This window comes from Bradyrhizobium sp. USDA 3311, assembly GCF_054062495.1.
The window spans coordinates 4,015,647-4,035,383 of the sequence record NZ_JBSSFI010000001.1 but is presented as its reverse complement, the minus strand read 5'-3'; the positions used below and the strand labels follow the sequence as shown (position 1 = coordinate 4,035,383).

19 protein-coding genes are annotated in these 19,737 nt (G+C 65.2%); 8 read left to right on the top strand and 11 right to left on the bottom strand.

What is annotated here, in order from left to right; all coding sequences use genetic code 11:
* Positions 1-49: 49 nt before the first annotated feature.
* Positions 50-277, bottom strand: coding sequence for a hypothetical protein (locus tag ACVWW6_RS19125; RefSeq protein WP_162603736.1), 228 nt, complete (start codon positions 275-277; stop codon positions 50-52).
* A gap of 91 nt (positions 278-368) precedes the next feature.
* Here ACVWW6_RS19125 and ACVWW6_RS19120 point away from each other — a divergent pair, with 91 nt between their 5' ends.
* Complete coding sequence (locus ACVWW6_RS19120; RefSeq protein ID WP_456681241.1) at positions 369-1,355, top strand: ABC transporter substrate-binding protein; 987 nt, start codon at positions 369-371, stop codon at positions 1,353-1,355.
* 119 nt (positions 1,356-1,474) lie between these two features.
* Here the strand turns inward: ACVWW6_RS19120 and ACVWW6_RS19115 are convergent, their stop codons facing one another.
* The gene (locus ACVWW6_RS19115; protein ID WP_038966491.1) at positions 1,475-1,903 is read right to left on the bottom strand and encodes a hypothetical protein; all 429 of its coding nucleotides are present in this window, start codon (positions 1,901-1,903) and stop codon (positions 1,475-1,477) included.
* A gap of 334 nt (positions 1,904-2,237) precedes the next feature.
* Here ACVWW6_RS19115 and glgC point away from each other — a divergent pair, with 334 nt between their 5' ends.
* From glgC to ACVWW6_RS19100, 3 genes are read left to right on the top strand one after another with little or no spacing between them, the layout of a single operon-like run.
* Positions 2,238-3,500, top strand: coding sequence for a glucose-1-phosphate adenylyltransferase (gene glgC / locus ACVWW6_RS19110; protein WP_011089198.1), 1,263 nt, complete (start codon positions 2,238-2,240; stop codon positions 3,498-3,500).
* Entirely contained in the window at positions 3,497-4,954 is a 1,458-nt protein-coding gene (gene glgA / locus ACVWW6_RS19105) for a glycogen synthase GlgA (protein ID WP_110117023.1), read from the top strand. Before glgC ends, glgA begins: the two co-directional genes overlap by 4 nt.
* A 45-nt stretch (positions 4,955-4,999) precedes the next feature.
* Positions 5,000-5,260, top strand: a complete 261-nt coding sequence (locus ACVWW6_RS19100; RefSeq protein WP_011089200.1) for a SemiSWEET transporter — start codon at positions 5,000-5,002, stop codon at positions 5,258-5,260.
* Between the two features lie 25 nt (positions 5,261-5,285).
* Here ACVWW6_RS19100 and ACVWW6_RS19095 read toward each other — a convergent pair whose 3' ends face one another.
* Together ACVWW6_RS19095 and ACVWW6_RS19090 are read right to left on the bottom strand one after the other, a co-directional pair.
* Positions 5,286-5,759 carry a Crp/Fnr family transcriptional regulator gene (locus tag ACVWW6_RS19095; RefSeq protein WP_246790655.1) on the bottom strand — a complete coding sequence of 158 codons (474 nt, stop codon included), beginning with the start codon at positions 5,757-5,759 and terminating at the stop codon, positions 5,286-5,288.
* Positions 5,760-6,016: 257 nt separating this feature from the next.
* A complete protein-coding gene (locus tag ACVWW6_RS19090; protein WP_028176144.1) occupies positions 6,017-6,820 on the bottom strand; it encodes a DODA-type extradiol aromatic ring-opening family dioxygenase in 804 nt (267 codons plus the stop codon).
* A 158-nt stretch (positions 6,821-6,978) separates the two neighbouring features.
* On the opposite strand from ACVWW6_RS19090, the gene ACVWW6_RS19085 reads away from it, so the two are divergent.
* On the top strand, positions 6,979-7,158 hold the full coding sequence (locus ACVWW6_RS19085; RefSeq protein ID WP_028176145.1) for a hypothetical protein: 180 nt from the start codon (positions 6,979-6,981) through the stop codon (positions 7,156-7,158).
* Positions 7,159-7,165: 7 nt separating this feature from the next.
* On the opposite strand, the gene ACVWW6_RS19080 is transcribed toward ACVWW6_RS19085, so the two are convergent.
* Positions 7,166-8,647 (bottom strand): carboxylesterase/lipase family protein, encoded by a 1,482-nt coding sequence (locus ACVWW6_RS19080; protein ID WP_456681240.1) that lies wholly within the window; start codon positions 8,645-8,647, stop codon positions 7,166-7,168.
* 152 nt (positions 8,648-8,799) lie between these two features.
* Complete coding sequence (locus ACVWW6_RS19075; protein WP_011089204.1) at positions 8,800-9,048, bottom strand: hypothetical protein; 249 nt, start codon at positions 9,046-9,048, stop codon at positions 8,800-8,802.
* Positions 9,049-9,238: 190 nt separating this feature from the next.
* On the opposite strand from ACVWW6_RS19075, the gene ACVWW6_RS19070 reads away from it, so the two are divergent.
* From ACVWW6_RS19070 to ACVWW6_RS19060, 3 genes are all read left to right on the top strand, one after another.
* The gene (locus tag ACVWW6_RS19070; protein ID WP_456681239.1) at positions 9,239-11,929 is read left to right on the top strand and encodes a flavin-containing monooxygenase; all 2,691 of its coding nucleotides are present in this window, start codon (positions 9,239-9,241) and stop codon (positions 11,927-11,929) included.
* A gap of 130 nt (positions 11,930-12,059) precedes the next feature.
* Positions 12,060-12,332 carry a hypothetical protein gene (locus tag ACVWW6_RS19065; RefSeq protein ID WP_011089206.1) on the top strand — a complete coding sequence of 91 codons (273 nt, stop codon included), beginning with the start codon at positions 12,060-12,062 and terminating at the stop codon, positions 12,330-12,332.
* A 128-nt stretch (positions 12,333-12,460) separates the two neighbouring features.
* Positions 12,461-12,766: a hypothetical protein gene (locus ACVWW6_RS19060; RefSeq protein WP_028176148.1), complete on the top strand. Its 306-nt coding sequence runs from the start codon at positions 12,461-12,463 to the stop codon at positions 12,764-12,766.
* Between the two features lie 263 nt (positions 12,767-13,029).
* On the opposite strand, the gene ACVWW6_RS19055 is transcribed toward ACVWW6_RS19060, so the two are convergent.
* The 5 genes from ACVWW6_RS19055 to ACVWW6_RS19035 form a co-directional block, all read right to left on the bottom strand.
* Positions 13,030-13,194, bottom strand: coding sequence for a hypothetical protein (locus tag ACVWW6_RS19055; RefSeq protein WP_166466032.1), 165 nt, complete (start codon positions 13,192-13,194; stop codon positions 13,030-13,032).
* A gap of 101 nt (positions 13,195-13,295) precedes the next feature.
* Positions 13,296-13,814 (bottom strand): septal ring lytic transglycosylase RlpA family protein, encoded by a 519-nt coding sequence (locus tag ACVWW6_RS19050; protein WP_011089208.1) that lies wholly within the window; start codon positions 13,812-13,814, stop codon positions 13,296-13,298.
* Positions 13,815-14,146: 332 nt separating this feature from the next.
* Positions 14,147-15,799, bottom strand: coding sequence for an NAD-dependent malic enzyme (locus ACVWW6_RS19045; RefSeq protein ID WP_074077674.1), 1,653 nt, complete (start codon positions 15,797-15,799; stop codon positions 14,147-14,149).
* A gap of 324 nt (positions 15,800-16,123) precedes the next feature.
* Positions 16,124-17,122: a tripartite tricarboxylate transporter substrate-binding protein gene (locus tag ACVWW6_RS19040; protein ID WP_011089210.1), complete on the bottom strand. Its 999-nt coding sequence runs from the start codon at positions 17,120-17,122 to the stop codon at positions 16,124-16,126.
* Between the two features lie 102 nt (positions 17,123-17,224).
* The gene (locus tag ACVWW6_RS19035) at positions 17,225-19,564 is read right to left on the bottom strand and encodes a mechanosensitive ion channel domain-containing protein (protein ID WP_456681238.1); all 2,340 of its coding nucleotides are present in this window, start codon (positions 19,562-19,564) and stop codon (positions 17,225-17,227) included.
* Positions 19,565-19,737 lie beyond the last annotated feature (173 nt).

The following is a 19,737-nucleotide window of genomic DNA, read 5'->3' as shown; positions in this document are numbered from 1 at the left end:
GCGCCGCGTTGATGCGATGCGCAAATCATGCGGCGTGCTCGCCGTATCGTCAATGAAATGGAATTTCGAATGTTGCGCGAAGCGAAGTCATTCTCTCCATCGTCGCGTCCAGGAACGGTGAAAGGATTTTCGCGGCCGGGTCCGTTTGTAATCTCCACCACGACCGCGGCATCCGCATCGTTGCAGCGCTGCTTTGCAGCCGGCGCACGTCGCTTTCTCGAAAGCGATCGTTCGCTGAAACGTCCTTGCCGATCGCGCGCGCAATACGGTTGGCCATTCCATTGACTGCGCATCGCGCGCTCATAGACTTGATCGTCCCGCTGCTTCGTTCGCTCACGCGCTGTGAGCAAACCAACAAGACAGATCACATGAGCATCAACTCTTCCTCTCTCGATCATTCCCTGACGCGCCGGCTTGCGGCGTCGCTGCTGGCGGCCGCCATCACCTTGTCGACGGCGGCCGCATCGCTCGCGGCCGACACCGTCGTGCTGCGCGTCGGCGACCAGAAGGGCGGCAATCGCTCGCTGCTGGAGATCTCCGGCTACGCGAAGGACCTGCCCTACAAGATCGAATGGTCGGAATTCCCGGCGGCAGCTCCGATCCTCGAAGCGCTCAATGCGGGCGCGCTCGACGTCGGCTACACCGGCGATCTGTCCTTCCTGTCGGTCTATGCGGCGGGTGCGCCGATCAAGGCGATCGGCGGCACGCGCTCGGATGCGAAGACGCAGGCGATCCTCGTGCGGCAGGATTCGCCGATCAAGTCGGCCGCCGACCTCAGGGGCAAGCGCCTCGCCGGCACGCGCGGCGGCTGGGGTCAGTTCTTGATCGACGCGACGCTGGAGAAGGCGCAGATCAAGCTGGAGGACGCGACGTTCGCGCCGCTCGGCCCCGTGGATGCCAAGATCGCGCTGGTGGCGGGCTCGATCGACGCCTGGGCGGTGTGGGAGCCCTACGTCTCCTACGCGACGCTGAAGGACAAGGCCCGCGTGATCGCCGACGGCGACGGCCTGACGCCGACGATCACCTTCATCGTCGCCTCCGACAATGCCATCGCCACCAAGCGCGCGGCGGTGCAAGACCTGGTGCAGCGGTTGAACAAGGCACGGCTGTGGTCACTGGATCATGTTGCCGAATACGCCAGGAGCACGGCCGAGCTGACCAGGCTGCCGGAGGACGTGCTGCAGTCGGCCTACACCGCGCAACGCACCAGCCCGATCGTGATCGACGAGAACGTGTTGAAGGAGATCCAGGCAGCTTCGGACCGCTCGACGCGCTACGGCATCCTGCCGAAGAAGCTCGACGTCAACCAAGCCGTCGACCGCAGCTTCACCGCGGCGGCCGCCGGGTCGAACTAGGCGGAGGCGGCGGGATGCGCAGGCTTCGCCTCAAGGCCGGCCCGCTGCATCTCGCCGCGATCGTGCTCGCGCATCTCGCCTGCATGAGCCTGATCGTGTGGCTCTCGCTTTAACCGCGATCACCAATATCCGCGGTAGTACGGGCGCGCATACGGCCGGTAATAGCCGTAATAGGGCCGATAGACCCGGCGGTAGCCATAGTATCGCGGATAGGCATAGGCCGGCCCGTAGCCGTAATAGGCCGGCGCATAACCATAGCCATATCCAGGATAACCATAGCCACCGTAATACGGGCCGCCGCCGTAATAGCCGTAGCCGTAAGGCGCGCTGCTGGCGATGGCGCCGCCGATGATCGCGCCGACCGCGAGGCCGCCGAGGCCCCATCCCCAGCCGCCGCCGCGCCAATGCACCTGCGTGACGTCGTCGCCGGCCGCAGCCTTCATGGCCGCGACATTGGTCGGCATCGGGGCTGCTGCGGCCTGCCCGATTTGGCCGGCCATGACCGCACCTGCCAGCGAACAGGCAATTGCCGTTGTCCAGATCCTCATCGTCTTGCTCCCTCTCGGACGTTTCGCCTGGAAAAAGGATCGCAGGCGTATGATCGGGCATCCTTGCGCCAAGTCAAACGCTCGATTCTGCGTGCGGCGCACAAGAGAGCCCATGCATGCCTCAATTGTGGTCAGGCTCGCCGCGCCGGGATGACACCGATGCGACGGCACCTGCGCCGCGCACGACGGCAAAGCATTAAGCTTCCCGCGCGTTCGCAACCAACGACCACCTTCCCGATTTACTATTCGTACCGTTACTATTGGTTCCAATGGTGCGCGGCCGAGAGGCATCTCGCGAGGGCTCCGACTTGCGCCAGAAGAGTGGGAGGATGACATGAGTGCCGTCGGAAATGAGCCGCTCGCCCGTCAGGCGCTGGCGTTCGTCCTGGCTGGCGGACGCGGTAGCCGGCTTCTGGAGCTGACCGACCGGCGCGCCAAGCCGGCGGTCTATTTCGGCGGCAAGTCCCGCATCATCGATTTCGCGCTGTCGAACGCGGTGAACTCCGGCATCCGCCGCATCGCGGTCGCCACCCAGTACAAGGCGCACAGCCTGATCCGGCATCTTCAGATGGGCTGGAACTTCTTCCGCCCGGAGCGCAACGAGAGCTTTGACATCCTGCCCGCGAGCCAGCGTGTCTCCGAGAACATGTGGTATGTCGGCACGGCGGACGCGATCTACCAGAACATCGACATCATCGAGTCGCACAACGCCCGCTTCATTGTCGTGCTCGCCGGCGACCATATCTACAAGATGGATTACGAGGTGATGCTGCGCCAGCACGTCGATAGCGGCGCCGACGTCACGGTCGGCTGCCTCGAAATGCCGCGCGCGGAATCCTCCGGCTTCGGCATCATGCATATCGACGAGAACGGCTGGATCCAGGAGTTCCTGGAAAAGCCGGCCGATCCGCCGCCGATGCCGGGCAAGCCGGACGTCTCGCTCGCCAGCATGGGCATCTACGTGTTCGATGCGAAATTCCTGTTCGACCAGCTCAAGCGCGACGCCGAGGACCCGAGCTCGAACCACGATTTCGGCAAGGACATCATTCCCTACATCGTCAAGAACGGCCGCGCGATCGCGCACCAGTTCTCGACCTCCTGCGTCCGCTCCGGCGACGATCCCCGCGCCTACTGGCGCGACGTCGGCACGGTCGACGCCTATTGGGCGGCCAACATCGACCTCACCGACGTGGTGCCGGAGCTCGACCTGTTCGACCGCGCATGGCCGATCTGGTCCTACTCGGAGATCACGCCGCCCGCCAAGTTCGTCCATGACGAGGAGAGCCGGCGCGGCCAGGCGGTGAGCTCGCTGGTCTCGGGCGGCTGCATCATCTCCGGCGCCTCGCTGCGCCGTTCGCTGCTGTTCACCGGCGTGCGCATCAACTCCTATGCCAATGTCGAGAACGCCGTGATCATGCCCTATGTGAATGTCGGGCGCGGGGCGCGGCTGAAGAACGTCGTGATCGACCGCGGCGTCGAGATTCCCGAGGGGCTCGTCATCGGCGAGGATCCCGAGCTCGATGCAAAACGCTTCCGCACCACCGAGCAGGGCATCTCCCTCATCACCCAACCGATGATCGACAGGCTGAATACATGACGCCTGCTCGCGTCCTCGCGGTCGCCTCCGAAGTCTATCCCATCGTCAAGACCGGCGGCCTCGCGGATGTCGCCGGCGCGCTGCCGATTGCGCTGAAGGCGCACGGCGTCGAGATGCGCACCCTGATGCCGGGCTATCCCGACGTGATGCGGCTGCTCTCGGGTGCGGAGGAGATCCGGCGCTGGCCGGATTATTTCGGCGGGCCGGGCCGGCTGCTCGCCGGCGCGCATGACGGGCTCGACCTGTTCGTGCTCGATGTGCCGCATCTCTACGCGCGGCCGGGCAACCCATACGTCACGGCAGAGGGGGTCGACTGGCCGGACAACGGCGTGCGCTTTGCGGCGCTGTCGCGCGTGGCGGCCGACATCGGCCACGGCCTCGTTCCGGCCTTCGTGCCCGACATCGTGCACGCCCATGACTGGCAGGCCGGGCTCGCGCCCGCTTATCTGCACTACGACAATCGTCCGCGGCCCGGCACCGTGATGACGATCCACAACATGGTCTATCAGGGCAAGTTCGCTCCTGAGCTGATCGGTGCGATCGGCCTGCCGTGGAGCTCCTTCGACGTCAACGGCCTCGAATATTTCGGCGGCATCAGCTTCCTGAAGGCCGGCCTGCAATTCGCCGATCGCATCACGACGGTGTCCCCGACCTACGCGCGTGAGATCCAGAGCGACGAAGGCGGCATGGGGCTCGGCGGCCTGCTGCGCGCGCGCGCGGGCGCATTGAGCGGGATCCTCAACGGCATCGACATCGCGGTGTGGAATCCGCAGACCGATTCGCACATCGCCTATCGGTTCGGCGCGGAGGACCTTACATTCCGCGCTGCGAACAAGGCGGTGCTTCAGCAGCAATTCAATCTCGATTCCTCGGACGAAGCCCCCCTGCTCGGCGTCATCAGCCGGCTGTCATGGCAGAAGGGGCTCGATCTCCTGCTCGAGGCCATTCCGACCATTTTGGGCGAAGGCATGCAGCTCGCGCTGCTCGGCAGCGGCGACCGCGATCTCCAGGATCGCTATCAGGCCGCCGCCCGCGCGCATCCCGGCCGGATCGGGGTCGTGATCGGCTACGACGAGATCCTGGCGCATCTGATCCAGGCCGGCTCGGACGCGCTCATCGTGCCGTCGCGGTTCGAGCCGTGCGGCCTGACCCAGCTCTGCGCGCTGCGCTATGGCGCCGTGCCGATCGTCTCGCGCGTCGGCGGCCTCGAGGATACCATCGTCGATATCGGCGAGGCGGACGCGTCCGGCCGCGAGGCCACCGGCTTCAAGTTCGGCCCGGTGACGGCGGATGCCCTCGCCGGCACGCTGCGCAAGGCCAACACGGCTTTCCACGACAAGCTGACCTGGCGGCAGCTGCAACGAAACGGCCTTGCGACCGACGTCTCCTGGCGCAGCCGCGCCGGCGACTATGCAGCGCTGTATCGGAGCCTGATCGAATCGCGCCGCGCCTAGCACGTACCGGCTGAGCCCACGCCGAATCCATGTTATAGGATCGGCATGGACCCGTTCTTGATCAAGCTGATCGGCTTTGCTGCCGCCACCTGCACCACCGTCGCCTACGCGCCGCAGTTCATCAAGGTCTTGAAGACCCGCTCGGCGCGCGACATCTCGCTCGGCATGTTCCTGGTCATGGTGCTGGGCCTGGCGCTCTGGCTGATCTACGGCCTGCTCAGCGGCGACGCGCCGCTGATCGCCTCGAACGCCGTCACCATGCTGCTCGCCGGCGGCATTCTGGTGATGAAGCTGAGATACGGCTGAGCTTCCTGATGCCTCGGATTCTTGTTCAGTCGGAAAAACGAAGCCGCTGGTATTGCAACTTCACCGCACGGTAGCATTCGCAGGTGGCCTTGTTGAGCTCGGCGACGTTGACGATCTCGATGTGGCCGCGGCTGAATCGAATGACGTTCGCCTCCTGAAGGGCATGGGCGACGAACGAGACGCTGTTCCGGCGAACCCCGATCATCTCGGCCATCAATTCCTGCGTAAGCTTGAAGCGATCGCGGCCGGATAGATCCCGAACGCGCAAGAGGCATCGCGCCAATCTCGCCTCGACGGAGTGGGATGCATTGCAGCCCACGGATTGCTGGGCCTGAACGAACAGGGCCTGGCTGTGACGCGTCAGGCTATCCCGGAACTCGACACTCCGCTGTGCGAGAGCGCGAAGGCGAGCAGCTTCGATCTGCAAAGCCAGACCCGGCACCAATACGACAGCGTGCACCAGTGCGACGGGTTCTCCCAATACGCCAAAAGTACCCAAAATGGTGTCGGAGCGCCGGCACCATCAATTTCTTCGGAAAAATCTTAGAGCAATAGACACAACCATAGCGCGAATGTGAATCGAGCGATACGGTCAGAAGCACCCGCATATGCACTGTGGCGGGCGGATGGCTACGGGAGGGCGCGTGCGAATGTCACCCCGCCGTGAGGGCTCGTTACGAACAGCTCTGGGAACGGATCATGCCAGCAGGATCGACGCGACGTCGGCGTGAACCTTGATGCTTGCAGCCGCGCGGTTCAAGGCTGACCACCGAACATGTACGACGCCATCGCGACGCTTGCGACCTCGTCCACGAAGACACGATGGCCGACGTCGTTGCCGGCAGCGCCGGCCGCGACCATCAGCGGCAGCAGATGGTCCTCGCGCGGATGCGCCAGGCGCGCGCTCGGCGCGTTCTCCCAGTCGACCAGCATCGCGTTGCGGCGCGCCGCATCCGGCGCGCTGATCGCCTCGTTCAGATAGGCCTCGAAATCGTAGGAGACCGGCTTGGATTCCGGCCGGTTGAAGCCGCGCATGTTGTGATAGGTGAGCCCGCTGCCGACGATCAGAATACCTTCGTCCCGCAGCGCGGCGATCGCCTGCCCGGCCTTGATGTGCTCGGCCGCATCGTAGCTCGATTTCAGCGACAGCAGCACGATCGGCATGTCGGCGTTCGGGTACATCAAGCCGAGCGGCACGAAGGTGCCGTGATCAAAACCCTGATTGGCATCTTCGCGGCAATCGAGGCCGGCGCGCGCGAGCAGCGCCTTCACCTCCGCGGCGAGCTCGGGCTTACCAGGTGCCGGATATTTGAGGCGGTAAGTATGCTCCGGGAAACCGTAATAGTCGTACACCATCGGCGGATGCGCCGAGGTCGACACGGTGAAGGCGTCCGCCTCCCAATGTCCGGTGATGACGAGCACGGCTTTTGGTCTCTCGGGGAGAAGCTGTGGCAGCCGCCCGAACTCCTCGGCGGTCCTGGCATATTGCACCCGCCGGTCCTCCATGAACGGCCAGGGGCCGCCGCCGTGGGACAGGAACAGGGTCGGAAATCGCGTCATGGGCGAAAGCTCGTCTCGTTGGCAACATGCGCGTGCGAGCTGCCCGCGCAACCGGCGGCGAGCATAGGCAAACCCCTATGGTTAGCAAGTCGTTAACGATTTGCCTTCCAAAATCCCCGCCATGGTCGAAGGAGTCGGCCAGAAGACGAGGACGTGAGATGAGGAAGTTTGCGCTGGGGGACGTCGTCAACAGTGACAAGGGCCGCCGCGGCGTCGTCCGCGCCGCCTACAAGTCGCGGGAAGGCCAGCAGTTCTATGCCGTCGAGAAGGACGGCGCGATGGACTATCTGGAGGAAGACCGGCTGAGCCCGGCGCCGCGCGTCGAGCTCGCGGCCTAAGTCCAACTCATTTTCTGCTCTCACTTGCGAGCCGGTCGAGACGCTCCGCGAAGGGATCGTCTCCGCTCGCGGTGCGATCATTCGTGACCAGCAGCAGGCGATCGCCGCCTGCCGCCGCGTCCCAGCGTGGCAGGTCGGGACCGTTGGGATCGCCGCTCCTGGCGAAGTTGATCCAGTAGCTGCGCATGCGGCTTGCGAGCTCGCGATCGCGCCGTGAGAAGATGCCGGCACCGGGCACGCCTTCCACGCCGAAGATGAACTGCAATTCCCGCCCGTGACCGCCGTCCGGGTTGGTGCGCCGGGCCTCCGGCACGTAGGCGAAGCGATAGCGGAAGGTCGGCGCGCCGCTTGCGGCGTGCAGACGAGCCAGCAGCCTCACCGGCTCGGAGAAGACCTTGTCGGTATAAAACCTTGCCGCGAGGTCCGAAGCTTTGGCGAGGTCGGGATAGAGCTTGCGCAGGTCATCGACGGCGGTGCCAGACGATGCAAGCGCCTCGGCGATGTCAGGCTCGCTGTCGAAATCCGTCTCGTCATCGTTGGAGCCGATGATCAGGGGAATCCGCCCTTCATGCCCGGCCGCAAAACCTGCGGCGATATCTTCCCTCACGAGGCTTCCATCGATCGTCGGCGCAAAGCCGAGCGGGACTTTCGCGAGCAGCTTCTTTTCGGCGGCAAGCAGCCGTGCAGGCCCGATCGCACGCGCGTTGGTTTCCTTGGCATCCGGTCCGAGCGTCGCGACGAATTGCAGGCCCCAGGCCTCCGCCTCCTGCCGCGAGCGCAGGCGCACGCGGCCGGGCACCGATTGCAGGATAGCTTTCTGAAACAGACCACGCACCTCGTCGCACAGCATCAACAGCGCGATCGACGTCGCGCCCGCACCATTGCCGAACAGGGTGACGTTCCCGGGATCGCCGCCGAACGCCGCGATGTTGTCGTGGACCCAATGCATCGCCGCGATCTGGTCCATCAGTCCGTAGTTTCCGGAGCCGTCTTCCGAGAGCGCCGGATGAGTGAGCCAGCCGAGCGCGCCGAGGCGGAAATTCACGGTCACCACGATGAGGCCGGCCTGCGCGAGTTTCGCGCCGTCGAACATAGGATCGTTCGCGGTGCCGCCGACGAAGGCGCCGCCATGAATGAACATCATCACCGGCAGCGGGCCGTCGACGCCGAAGGGGCGGAACACATTGAGCGTGAGGCAATCTTCGCTCGCCTTTGGCAGCGACGGCTGGAGGCAGGGCGCGGCGTACTCGTAGGCGGTGCGCATCTCAGAGCTCTCGGCCGTTACCTCCGGCGAGCGCCAGCGCAGCGGGCCGACCGGCGGCGCTGCATAGGCGAGTCCCTTGAAAAACGCCACCTCGCCTTCGACGCCGCCGAGCATCTGGCCTTCGCGCGTCAACGCGAATGGAAACTGTCCGACCGGTTGGGCCATGGCCGAACCGGCGAGGCAAAGGAATGCGGAAACCACGATGAGCGCAAGCAGGGACCGCATCTTGGGGATCTCAATGCGCGGAGAAGTTCCCCGGAAGGTTACGTCTACGGCTGACGGAGAAGCAAGCTCCGGTCTTACCTCTCCCCGCGAAGAGCGGGGCGAGGGAGCGCACCTGCGCTGCGGCCAGAGCTCAACTCATTTACGGCCTCCGGCTAGCTGCCCTTGGCAATGATCTCCGCCAGCGCGCGCCGCGCGACGATGCCAAGCTCACCAAGCGTGGAGTGACCGGCCTGCGCCGCCTCGATCAGGCGCTCGGCGATGAATTTGCGGCTGTCGTGATCGCCACCATGCGGCAGTTGGCGGCACGTCTCCTCCAGGACGACGTCCATGTTCGCTTTCGTCCGCTCACTCAACTCTGTCATGACGCCCGGTCGGTACGCGTGGCTTGTAATCGCAAGCATACACAGAAGGATGTGGTCTGATTAGACCGGACAATCCCGGCGATTGTGCATCGCAGTGCGTGTATCGCCGCAACCTTCGCGCGGCCAAAATCACGCCGCGATCGACTACCGAAGATTGCACTTGTCCTGATGACAAGCCGAGCCTGCAGCGTTAGCCTGCCGGCAAAACAAAATACACGGGAGGAATGCCATGCCTGACGCAATGGTCGCCGCACGCGAGTCCAAAGCGGCCGGTGGAACAGCCCAGCAGGTCGACGTCGCGGTGGTCGGCGCCGGATTTGCCGGCCTTTATCTGCTTCATCGCCTGCGCCAGGCCGGCTTCACGACGGTCGCCCTTGAAGAGGCCGGCGATGTCGGCGGCACCTGGTACTGGAACCGCTACCCCGGCGCGCGCTGCGACATCCAGACCATCGACTACAGCTACACCTTCGATCCGGAACTCGAGGCGGCCTGGGCCTGGTCGGAGAAATACGCGACCCAGCCCGAGATCCTGCGCTATCTCGGCTTCGTCGCCGACCGCTACGAGCTGCGCCGCGACATCCGCTTCGGGACCAAGGTCACCGAAGCCAAATGGAACGAGGCCGCTGAGCGCTGGCAGCTCACCACCGACAATGGCGCGCCGGTCTCCTGTCGCCATTACATCATGGCCACGGGCTGCCTCTCCGCACCAAAGCCGCCGGAGATCGACGGGGTCAAGGCCTTCAAAGGCGAAGTCTATTTCACCGGCCGCTGGCCGCATGACGGCGTCAATCTTGCGGGCAAGCGCGTCGCCGTGATCGGCACAGGCTCGTCAGGCATCCAGTCGATCCCGCTGATCGCCGAACAGGCCGCGCATCTCACCGTGTTCCAGCGCACGCCGAATTTCGCGCTGCCGGCGCACAACGGCCCCGCGCCCTCCGACCGCATGAGCCTGCTGCAAGGCGACCGCGCGGCCTATCGTGAGCAGGCGCGCCAGTCGATGGCCGGCGTGCCCTATCCGCAGCAGACGGCCGTCAGTTGGCAGCTCAGCGATGCCGAGCGCCGCGCACGGTTCGAGGAGGCGTGGGGCAAGGGCGATCTCGTCTATATCCTCACCCAGCTCTGGGCCGACCAGGCGGTCGACGTCGACGGCAACAAGCTGATCTGCGACCTCATCCGCGAAAAGATCTCGGCGACCGTGAAGGATCCCGAGACGGCGGCGGCACTGATGCCGCACGACCATCCCTTCGGTGCAAAACGTCCCTGCCTCGACACCAACTATTACGCGACCTACAACCGGCCGAACGTCACGCTGGTCAATCTGCGCCAGGAGCCGATCAAGGCGATCACCGCAACCGGCATCACGACGGCCAGGCGCAGCGTCGACGTCGACGTCATCGTGTTCGCGACCGGCTTCGACGCCATGACCGGCGCGATCCGCGCGGTGCATCCGATCACCGGGCGCGGCGGCAAGTCGCTATCGGATGTCTGGGCGCAGGGGCCACAGACCTATCTCGGGCTCACGGTCGAGGGCTTCCCGAACTTCTTCATGATCACCGGTCCGGGCAGCCCGTCGGTCCTGTCGAACATGGCGGTGTCGATCGAGCAGCATGTCGACTGGGTCGTGGACCGGCTCAGGGCTTTGCGCGATGCCGGCTTCACCACCATCGAGCCGACCGAGACGGCGCAGGCCGGCTGGGGCCAGCACATGGCCGACTGCTCGATGCTGACGCTGCACCGGCTCGCCAACACCTGGTACACGGGCGCGAACGTTCCTGGCAAGGTGCAGGGCCTGATGCCCTATACCGGCGGTGTCGGTCCCTACCGCAGCATCTGCGATGAGGTCGTCAGCCGCGGCATGCTCGGGTTCAAGCTCACCGGCCCCAAAGTCGCCGCGCAGTGCAATGACGGCGAGGTGGTGCGGCTGCAGCCGGATGTGCGGCTGGTGCTGAACCTGCTGGCAACGCTGAACCTGCCACCGATCGAGTCGATGGGCGCGCTCGGCGCCCGCGCCTTCGTCAACGAGTTCAACAAGGGCCGTCCGGCGGGGCGACCGATCGGCGATGTCGTCGACGGAACGCTGCCGGGCACCGACGGCCCGCTCCCCTATCGTGTCTACAAGCCTGCAACCCCGGGGCCGCATCCGGTCGTAGTCTATTTCCACGGCGGCGGCTGGGTGCTCGGTGACGAGCAGTCGGACGATCCGTTCTGCCGCGACATGGTGCGACGGACCGGGATGATGTTCGTCAGCGTCGGCTATCGCCACGCGCCGGAGCATCGCTTCCCCACCGCGGCCGAGGACGGCTATGCGGCGACGCGCTGGATCGCCGAGCACGCCGTCGAGCTCGGCGGCAAGCCGGGCCCGGTGCTGGTCGCGGGCTGGAGCGCCGGCGGCAACATCGCCGCCGTCACCTGCCAGCTCGCGCGCGATCGCGGCGGGCCCGATATCGCCGGCCAGCTCCTGGTGTGCCCGGTCACCGACTGCGACTTCGATCGTTCCTCCTACAACGACAATGCGACCGGCTACTTCCTGACGCGCTCGCTGATGTACTGGTTCTGGGACCTCTACTGCTCGCCGGCCGACCGTACTGATCCGCGTGTCTCGCCGCTCCGCGGCAAGGTCGCGGGCCTGCCGCCGGCCTTCGTCGTCACCTGCGAGTTCGATCCGCTGCGCGACGAAGGCATCGCCTATGCCGAAGCGATGGCCGCTGCCGGCGTCCCGGTCGAGCAGCTCAAGGCGCGCGGCCAATTCCACTCGTCCTTTGCGATGGTCGACGTGGTGATCACCGGAGTGCCAGGCCGGGTGCAGATGGCCGAGGCCCTGCGGCGTTTTGCCGGGCTTCCGCCGGAGGTCAGCCTCGGCGACGAGCACAGCCACGGTCACACCAGCCCGGGACACAAAATCGCAGCGGCCGCGAGCTAGTCGCGACAAGGCAGCCGGGAACCTTTTCCCGGCCGCCGCGTTGGGAGATGTGGCATCGAGATGCAGCGATAGGTATGGGCCCCGGAGCGCAAGTCTGCGCGCTGGGGTTCTTTTTGCGTGAGGCGAGGCGATGGGGGACGTGGTTGCGGATTCAAAGGTCGATTTCGGCGCACGTGCAGCGCTGTATAAATGGCCGTCACTTGCCAACCAGCGCCGGCCGGACCGCGAGTCCTACCAGGTAAGCGAGGGCACGCTCGACGAATGCATCTCGGCGTTCATGGACAAGCCGGCGGCGACCCGGCATCTCTATGAGATCCGCACGGCGGCGCAGCCGCCGCTGGTCACGGATATCCTCTCGCCCGAGCACGTCATCGAGCTATCGCGCCTGAGAGAATTTCTCTGATTGCGTGCAGACGCCAGGGCTGCGCGTGCCAAGGCTGCACGTGCACGACAAGCTTTTCCCACACATAGGAACCTTCTTCCGGTTTTTCCCGTTAACGGAGATCGGAAGCCAAGGCGTGAGTGTCCAAGATGCCGAGACCTGGCGTGCCATCCACGGTCGTGCCTTATGGCGCAGACCAGACCCTGTTCGTGGTGATCGATCGCCGCGACGAGGCGACCGAAATCCGCGTCGAGCGAAGCGATCTCGAGACCACGATCGGCGAGCTCGTCGCCGGCTGCTTCAACGACCCGATCAAGGTGATCTCGTTCAACACGCTCGAACACTGGATGAAGGACATCTCGACCGACGTCGCCGGCGAGATTCGCGCGCGATGCGACATCGATGGCGTGACACTGCCCGACTATCTCAGCGATTTCGTCGAGAGCCACACCTGATCGCGCGTTATCGTTGTTGATACGCCGCAATTCGCAGGCAACAAAAAAAGCGCCGCTTCCGCGGCGCTTTTCGTGTGGCAACCTCAGTGATGCCAGAACAATGCCAGCAGCAGAATGATCGGCAGCGGCACGCCAAGCAACCAAAGCAAAGCACCTCGTCCAAAACCCATGGCTCTCTCCTCCTCTTGCATCACGGACATGACGCGGGAAATGAGAGGAAGTTCCGAGCGCTGCAGTGAGGGCGAATGCGCTCAGAGCATGGTTTATGAGGGTTGGGCGCGCCGATACTTGCCGGCGATGACCTCGATCTCGCGGCGGCGTTCGTCGGCGAAGGCCAGGAGCTTTTCGATCGTCAGCGTATCCGTGATCCGTTTGGCGAGCCGCTCGGCACGCGCGGCCTGATCTTCGAGATACTGGATCGTGTTCAAGCGCCCGCCTCCCCAAAAGCCCCGAATTGTTTGGGCAACCATGGTGCTTGAGAAGCGGCTAACAGACGGTTAAGTGGCGGCTCGCATCGATGAATCGCCCCTCACCGCACGACGTCGAGCCTGACATTGGCGATGCCCTTGTCCACCATGCCGAGCGCCTCGGCCGCAGAAGGCGAGATGTCGACCACGCGTCCGCGAACATAGGGCCCGCGATCGTTGACCCTGACGGTCACGAAGCGGCCGGAGGAAACATCGGTGACGCGCAGCTTCGTGCCGAACGGCAGGCTGGGATGCGCCGCGGTCAATTCGTTCTTGTCGAACCTCTCGCCGCTCGCGGTCTCCGTATCCGAATAGAAGCTGGCAACGCCATGTGAGGCGGTTCGCTTGTCATCACCGTTGGGGACACGCGCCCGGCTGATCGGCCGTGGATGCAACGCCGCCACGCGATGCGGCCGCTCGATTGCGGCCTGCCGGCCGGTGCCGGCGAGATCGGCCTTCTGGCGGCCGACCGGAGATTGCGCGCAGGCAGCGAGCGAGGCCGCGCCAATGATGGCGAGCAGCAACCGGCACGAGGTCGCGGGGGAAATCCGGGCACTTTCGGCACGTGCAAAGCGAGACATGATACGCCCCCCCGAACGGCCTCAAGTTCGGTGGGCAATGAGGGCAGAACCTTGTCGGAACAAAAGCGGGCCTGAGGCCAGGGCTTTTTCCCAACCGGCTGTGACGATTCCACCACACTGGCATGTCCTGAATCGGGACAAATCAGCGAGAAATCAGCTTGATACGGCGCGCTTGGCGATCGGGCGCGCCCCCGGTTGAGTACCGTCCGGATCGGCCTCACACTTGTCCGTCACCCGGATCGCGCCGGACGATGCTGCGCGTTGCCTGATCCGCCCCTCCATCCTCTCTTTCGTTCTTACAGGGAGCGAGGGGCCGCCTCCGCGCGTTCGCCTCAGTATTTCGGCTCGTACATCTGCGACTGGACCAGAGCCTTCACGTCGTTGGGCGCGGGGCCGTCGGCGAGCCCGCGCTGATAGGCAACGTCTGCCACTGCGGCGGCAATGCGGGCCGAGACTTCGCGGATGCGGGGGAGTGCCGGATAGAGGCTGCCCTGCGCGAGGTCTTCCTTACCGACGCAATCGGCGAGCGAATGGGCGGCGGCCATGAACATCTCGTCGGTGACGAGACGCGAGCGGGTGGCGATGACGCCGAGGCCGACGCCGGGGAAGATGTAGGAGTTATTGCCCTGGCGCGGCACGAAGGTGCGGCCATTGAGCTTCACGGGGTCGTAGGGGCTGCCGCAAGCGAACAGCGCGCGGCCCTCGGTGTAGCGATAGGCATCCTCCGCCGAGCATTCGGCCTTCGAGGTCGGGTTGGACAGCGCGAACACGATCGGATGCTCGTTGAGCCCGGCCATCGCCTTGAGCACGTCGGGCGTGAAGGCGCCGCCGACCGCGGCGACGCCGATGATCGCCGTCGGCTTCAGCGTCTTGATCGCGGTGAGGAAGTCGGAGATCGGCGCCTGGCCGGCATGCGCGTAGCGGAGCTTGTGGCCGGACAGACCATCCCGGCCGCTGACGACGAGGCCGCGGGAATCCACCAGCCAGTTGCGGCGGAGCGCCTCGGCCTCAGTGGCGCCCTCGGCCATCATGGCGGAGACCACGAGATCGGCGATGCCGGTCGCCGCCTCGCCCGCACCGAGGAACAGGATCTTCTGATCTTTCAGCTTGCCGCCGGAGATGCGCAAGCCTGAGAACAGGCCGGCAAGCGCCACCGCCGCGGTGCCCTGGATGTCGTCGTTGAAGACGCAGGCTTCATCGCGATATTTGTGCAGCAGCTTGAACGCCGAGTGATTGGCAAAATCCTCGAACTGGATCAGCACACCCGGGAACGTCTTTCGCGCGGCGACCATGAACTCGTCGACGAAGCTGTCATAGGCCTCGCCGGTGAGCCGCCGCTCGCGCAGGCCGAGATAATAGGGATCGTTCAACAGCTCTTCATTGTTGGTGCCGACGTCGAGCACGATCGGCAGGCAATGCTCGGGATGCACGCCGGCGCAGGCCGAATAGAGCGAGAGCTTTCCGACCGGAATACCCATGCCGTTGGCGCCGAGATCGCCGAGGCCCAGGATGCGCTCGCCATCGGTGACCACGATCAGCCTGGCCGGATAGGGCCAGTTCTTCAGGATCTCCGCGATCTGGCCGCGATCGCGCGAGGAGATGAACATGCCGCGCGGCCGCTGGAAGATCAGGCCGTACTTCTGGCAGGCGAGCCCGACGGTCGGCGTGTAGATGATCGGCTGGATCTCGTCGATATTGTCGACGACGACGCGGAAGAACAGCGCCTCGTTGCGGTCATGCAGCGCATTCAGCGCGACATATTTTTCGAGATCAGTGGGCAGCATACGCAGATTGGTGAGCACACGATCGACCTGCGTCTCCATCGTCAGCACGCAGGGCGGCAAGAGGCCGCGCAGGCCGAGCGCGGCGCGCTCCGCCTCAGTGAAGGCGGTGCCCTTGTTGAGCAAGGGATCGCGCAGCAGCGTCATGCCGTGCGATTGATCGGACGATGGCGACTGGGCAGCGACCCGGGCAGGTCTATTCACGAATTCCCCCAAGGAGTTTCTTATTGAACAGCAAGCATTGTCGGCCAGCGCTCCCCGGAGATCAAGGACATAGGAAGTTCATGTGTCGAATATGATCTCGCACCGCAGCGAGAATTTTAGTGCAGATCGCAGATCAAGCGCGAGGCAAAGGTTAACGCCGCAAAGCCCTTGTCCCTCTTGGTGAGGAGCGCGGCACGCGTGTCTCCGGACGATGCCTTGCATCGCCGGGCGAACCATGAAGGCCCCGATCTCGCCTGCGGCCATCCTTCGAGACGCCCGCTTTCGCAGGCTCCTCAGGATGAGGGCGTGTTACGAGGCGACACGCTACTCCGGCTTGATGTCGGCGGCCTTCACAATCGGCCACCATTTCTCGGTCTCGGCCTTCTGGAAGGCGGCGAGTGCCGCAGGCGATTGCTGGTCCCGCGGTGGAATTTCCTGCCCCAATTCGCCAAAGCGCTGCTTGACGGAAGCGTCAGCGAGCACGGCGACGATGGCCGCGTTGAGCTTTGTGATGATGTCCTTCGGCGTGTTCTTTGGTGCCCAGATGCCGTGCCAGTAGGAGATGTAGAGGCCCGGCAGGCCCGCCTCGTCGACCGTCGGAACATCAGGTGCGGATGCTAGCCTTGTCGGCGAGGTCACGGCGAACGCCTTGATCGCACCGTTCTTGTATTGCGGCAGCGAGTTCGAGGCCTGATCGAACATGATGTCGATCTGGCCTGCCACGAGATCGATCATTGCGGGCCCCGCGCCGCGATAGGGCACGAACTGGAAGTCGGTGCCGGTCCTTTCCTTGAAGAAGACGCCGGCCACATGGGCGCCGGTGCCGGCGCCGGCCGTCCCGGCAGTGGCCTTGCCGGGGTTGGCCTTCAGCCACGCGATCATGTCCTTCAGATTGTTGGCCTCGAGCGACTTCCGGCCGACGATGAGCTGCGTCCCCATCGCAATCGCCGCGACCGGCTCGAAATCGGCGATGACGTCGTAGGGCAGCTTGAAGATGGCACCATTGAGCACATGGGTGCCCCAATGGCCGATGGTGATCGTCGTGCCGTCAGGGGTTGCACGCGCGACGCGGGCGCCCGCGATGCTGCCGGAGGCGCCGGCGACGTTCTCGACCACCACCGTCGTGTGCAGCTCGGCAGCGATCCGCTCGGACAGGATGCGCGCCAGCGTGTCGGTCGGCCCGCCCGCTGCAAACGGCACCACGAGCGTAATGGGGCGCGATGGAAAGGGCTGGGCGCCTGCCGGCGCGGCCGCTGCCGCGCATCCGATCAACACGCCAATGACGATCAGATGACCGCGCAATCCGGCCCACAGCCCCCGCATCGTTCTCTCCCACCCTTTTTGCCGCCCGCATGTTGTCAGCGCGCTGGAGCCGGAGTGAACGCTGCCGGAGGAGTGGAGGCAAGGGGGAAGTTTGTCGAGCCGTTATCCTGCAGCTCGCCGCGGCGTGAGGTTTGCGGCACTGTCAGCCGGCGGCGCGACGTGCATCAGAATGGTCTGGGTCGCCGATGCGACCTCGATGCCGCTCTGCTGGAAGCGCTGCTTCATGCGGCGGTTGAACTCGCGCTGGACCGGCCAGCGGCCGGCCTCGGTGCAGCGGATCTGGCCGACGATCGACACCATCGCGCCATCGACCTTGTCGACGCCCCAGAGCTCGAGGTCGCCGCGGATCAGCGCGCGGAATTCGCCCTCGCGGCGCATCTCGTCGACGATATCCTTGAGGATCTGGCCGGCGCGGTCGGTGTCCTCCTTGTAGGCCACGTTGACGCTGACGGACGCATTGCCCGCGCCGCGGCTGGCATTGGTGATGGTCGTGACAGCGCTGAACGGCACGATGTGCACGGCACCGTCGCCTGCGCGCAGGCGGATGGTGCGGATCGAGACGTTCTCGACGACGCCTGAGAGCCCCGACACGCTGACGTTGTCGCCGACCTGCACCGTATTCTCCAACAGCAGGAACAGGCCGGTGATGAGATCCTGCACCAGTTTTTGCGAACCGAAACCGATGGCGATGCCGACGATGCCGGCGCCTGCGAGTAGCGGGGCGACATTGACGCCGATCTCACTGAGCGCCGTGAGGCCGACGACGGCGGCGATCACACAGAGCAGCGCGGTGCGCAGCATCGGCTGGAAGGTCCGCAGGCGCGCGGCGCGGGCGTAGTGCCCGTCGCGGGACAGCGCATTGATCTGGCGATCCAGCAGCGCGTTGCTGATCTCCCAGATAGCCGCAGCGACGAATACGGCAACGCCGATCGTCACCACGGCCGAGATCAGCCGTCCGCCGATCTGGCCGCCATAGAACCAGACGATGGCGTCCACGCCCCAGACTTCGAGCACGGCCACGAAGCCGATGAAGGCGATCACGCTGGACACGATCTTGCGCAGCAGCGGCAGATAGCGGTTGGCCCGGATTTCCAGCCCCGGAAAGCGCTGCAGGATCTCCGGCTTGATGCGGAAGCCGCGGTCGATCAGGCCCAGCGTCAGCATGATGGCGACGCGCGTGATCAGCGCCACCGCGATGGTGCCGACGAAATATTGCAGCAGCAGCGCATAGCCGTTGCGGATGTTCAGCGCCCACACCGCCCACAGCGCAAGATCGAGCGCGATCGCAAGATAATGCCAGCCACCGGCGATGCGGTTGCGCAGGCGCGCCGCAATCCCCGGCCGCTCGGCGGGCGCGCGAATGGCTTCGGCGACTTGGCGGCGGCATTGCAGGATGATGACGACGACGAAGAGATGCACGACCAGCATCACCATGCGCAGCAGCGCGGCGTAGCCGGCGCGATGCAGACCGAGCAGCAGCGCCACATTGGCAAAGGCGATGCCGGAGACGCCGACGCCGACGATGCGGCGCGCCCAGATCTCGATATAGGCCGCGGTCTCGGCCCGAACCGGAAACAGGCCGGACGGCCCCGCCAGCGCACGGACCACGCAGATGAGCCCGCGCGAGAACGCATAGGCGTTGACGACCGCGAGGATCACGAGGCGGACGGTCGTGGGCTCGCCGATCTCCGTTCCGAGCAGCGCGGTGGCGATGCCCACGAAGACGAACACGGGAAGCAGTTCGAACACCAGGCGCGCCAGCACAAAGGGCAGCCGCAGCACGACCTGCCAGATCCGCACGAGACTGTGGCGGCGCTTGTGCAGTTCGGGCTCCGGGGTGACATCGGTCACCGTTGACGGCGGATCTGCAATGGGCAGCGCCTGCGCCGGCAGATGCGCGGCCTGCGGCACGCGACCTTCCAGGAACACGACCGGACGGCGGATCAGACGAAAGATCACCCACTCGGCGGAGAGGGCGCAGCCGAGCACCAGCGCGAGCTTCCAGGCGATCTCGATCAGGAGGTTGTAGGCCGCGGGATCGTTCGCGGTTCGCATGATCCAGTAATAGAAGGCCGGGAAGTGCGTGAGCGTCCGCGCCACGCCGGCGATCTCGCCCGAGATCTCGCCGATCTGCTCCGATACCGTGAGCAGGAGCTGCGCACCGAGGCCATCGGCCGAAAGCGGGATCGGCGATTTCTGCTCGGGCGCGGACGGCGCAGGCTGCTGCTGACCTGATACATTCGCGATCGCGCGCAGCGTGTCGATCATCTGCGCGCGTTTCTGGTCGTCCTGCAGCGTCTCCAGCGCGCGCCTAGCCTCGTCCGGCGACAGCGTGGCCGCACCCTTGGTCGCCGGCGCACGCGCCTCGGCCTGGGCGCCGGAGAGAGATGAGATGGCGAGGAAGAGCGCTGCGAGGAGCGCCGAGGCAAGCTTATGCGACACGAGGATTCCTTGAAAAAATGAATGCGCAGGCGGCGACGGGGCCGTCACCGCCGAAGCACGTGCGTCATGTCGGATGGTCGTTATTCGCCCCGGCGCTGTGTCGGAAGTTGGCCAAGGAGGCGACATTCTCTTGGCATTTGCCGCGATGCAGGAAGCAGGAACCCCGTTTCCGA

What these genes read in the sequence shown, in the direction of transcription:
- ACVWW6_RS19075 (WP_011089204.1), bottom strand. Translation starts at nt 9,048, where the DNA reads ATGCTTGCGATTACAAGCCACGCGTACCGACCGGGCGTCATGACAGAG.
- ACVWW6_RS19070 (WP_456681239.1), top strand. Translation starts at nt 9,239, where the DNA reads ATGCCTGACGCAATGGTCGCCGCACGCGAGTCCAAAGCGGCCGGTGGA.
- ACVWW6_RS19125 (WP_162603736.1), bottom strand. Translation starts at nt 277, where the DNA reads ATGGCCAACCGTATTGCGCGCGCGATCGGCAAGGACGTTTCAGCGAAC.
- ACVWW6_RS19060 (WP_028176148.1), top strand. Translation starts at nt 12,461, where the DNA reads ATGCCGAGACCTGGCGTGCCATCCACGGTCGTGCCTTATGGCGCAGAC.
- glgA (WP_110117023.1), top strand. Translation starts at nt 3,497, where the DNA reads ATGACGCCTGCTCGCGTCCTCGCGGTCGCCTCCGAAGTCTATCCCATC.
- ACVWW6_RS19115 (WP_038966491.1), bottom strand. Translation starts at nt 1,903, where the DNA reads ATGAGGATCTGGACAACGGCAATTGCCTGTTCGCTGGCAGGTGCGGTC.
- ACVWW6_RS19065 (WP_011089206.1), top strand. Translation starts at nt 12,060, where the DNA reads ATGGGGGACGTGGTTGCGGATTCAAAGGTCGATTTCGGCGCACGTGCA.
- ACVWW6_RS19085 (WP_028176145.1), top strand. Translation starts at nt 6,979, where the DNA reads ATGAGGAAGTTTGCGCTGGGGGACGTCGTCAACAGTGACAAGGGCCGC.
- ACVWW6_RS19090 (WP_028176144.1), bottom strand. Translation starts at nt 6,820, where the DNA reads ATGACGCGATTTCCGACCCTGTTCCTGTCCCACGGCGGCGGCCCCTGG.
- ACVWW6_RS19100 (WP_011089200.1), top strand. Translation starts at nt 5,000, where the DNA reads ATGGACCCGTTCTTGATCAAGCTGATCGGCTTTGCTGCCGCCACCTGC.
- ACVWW6_RS19120 (WP_456681241.1), top strand. Translation starts at nt 369, where the DNA reads ATGAGCATCAACTCTTCCTCTCTCGATCATTCCCTGACGCGCCGGCTT.
- ACVWW6_RS19050 (WP_011089208.1), bottom strand. Translation starts at nt 13,814, where the DNA reads ATGTCTCGCTTTGCACGTGCCGAAAGTGCCCGGATTTCCCCCGCGACC.
- ACVWW6_RS19040 (WP_011089210.1), bottom strand. Translation starts at nt 17,122, where the DNA reads ATGCGGGGGCTGTGGGCCGGATTGCGCGGTCATCTGATCGTCATTGGC.
- glgC (WP_011089198.1), top strand. Translation starts at nt 2,238, where the DNA reads ATGAGTGCCGTCGGAAATGAGCCGCTCGCCCGTCAGGCGCTGGCGTTC.
- ACVWW6_RS19080 (WP_456681240.1), bottom strand. Translation starts at nt 8,647, where the DNA reads ATGCGGTCCCTGCTTGCGCTCATCGTGGTTTCCGCATTCCTTTGCCTC.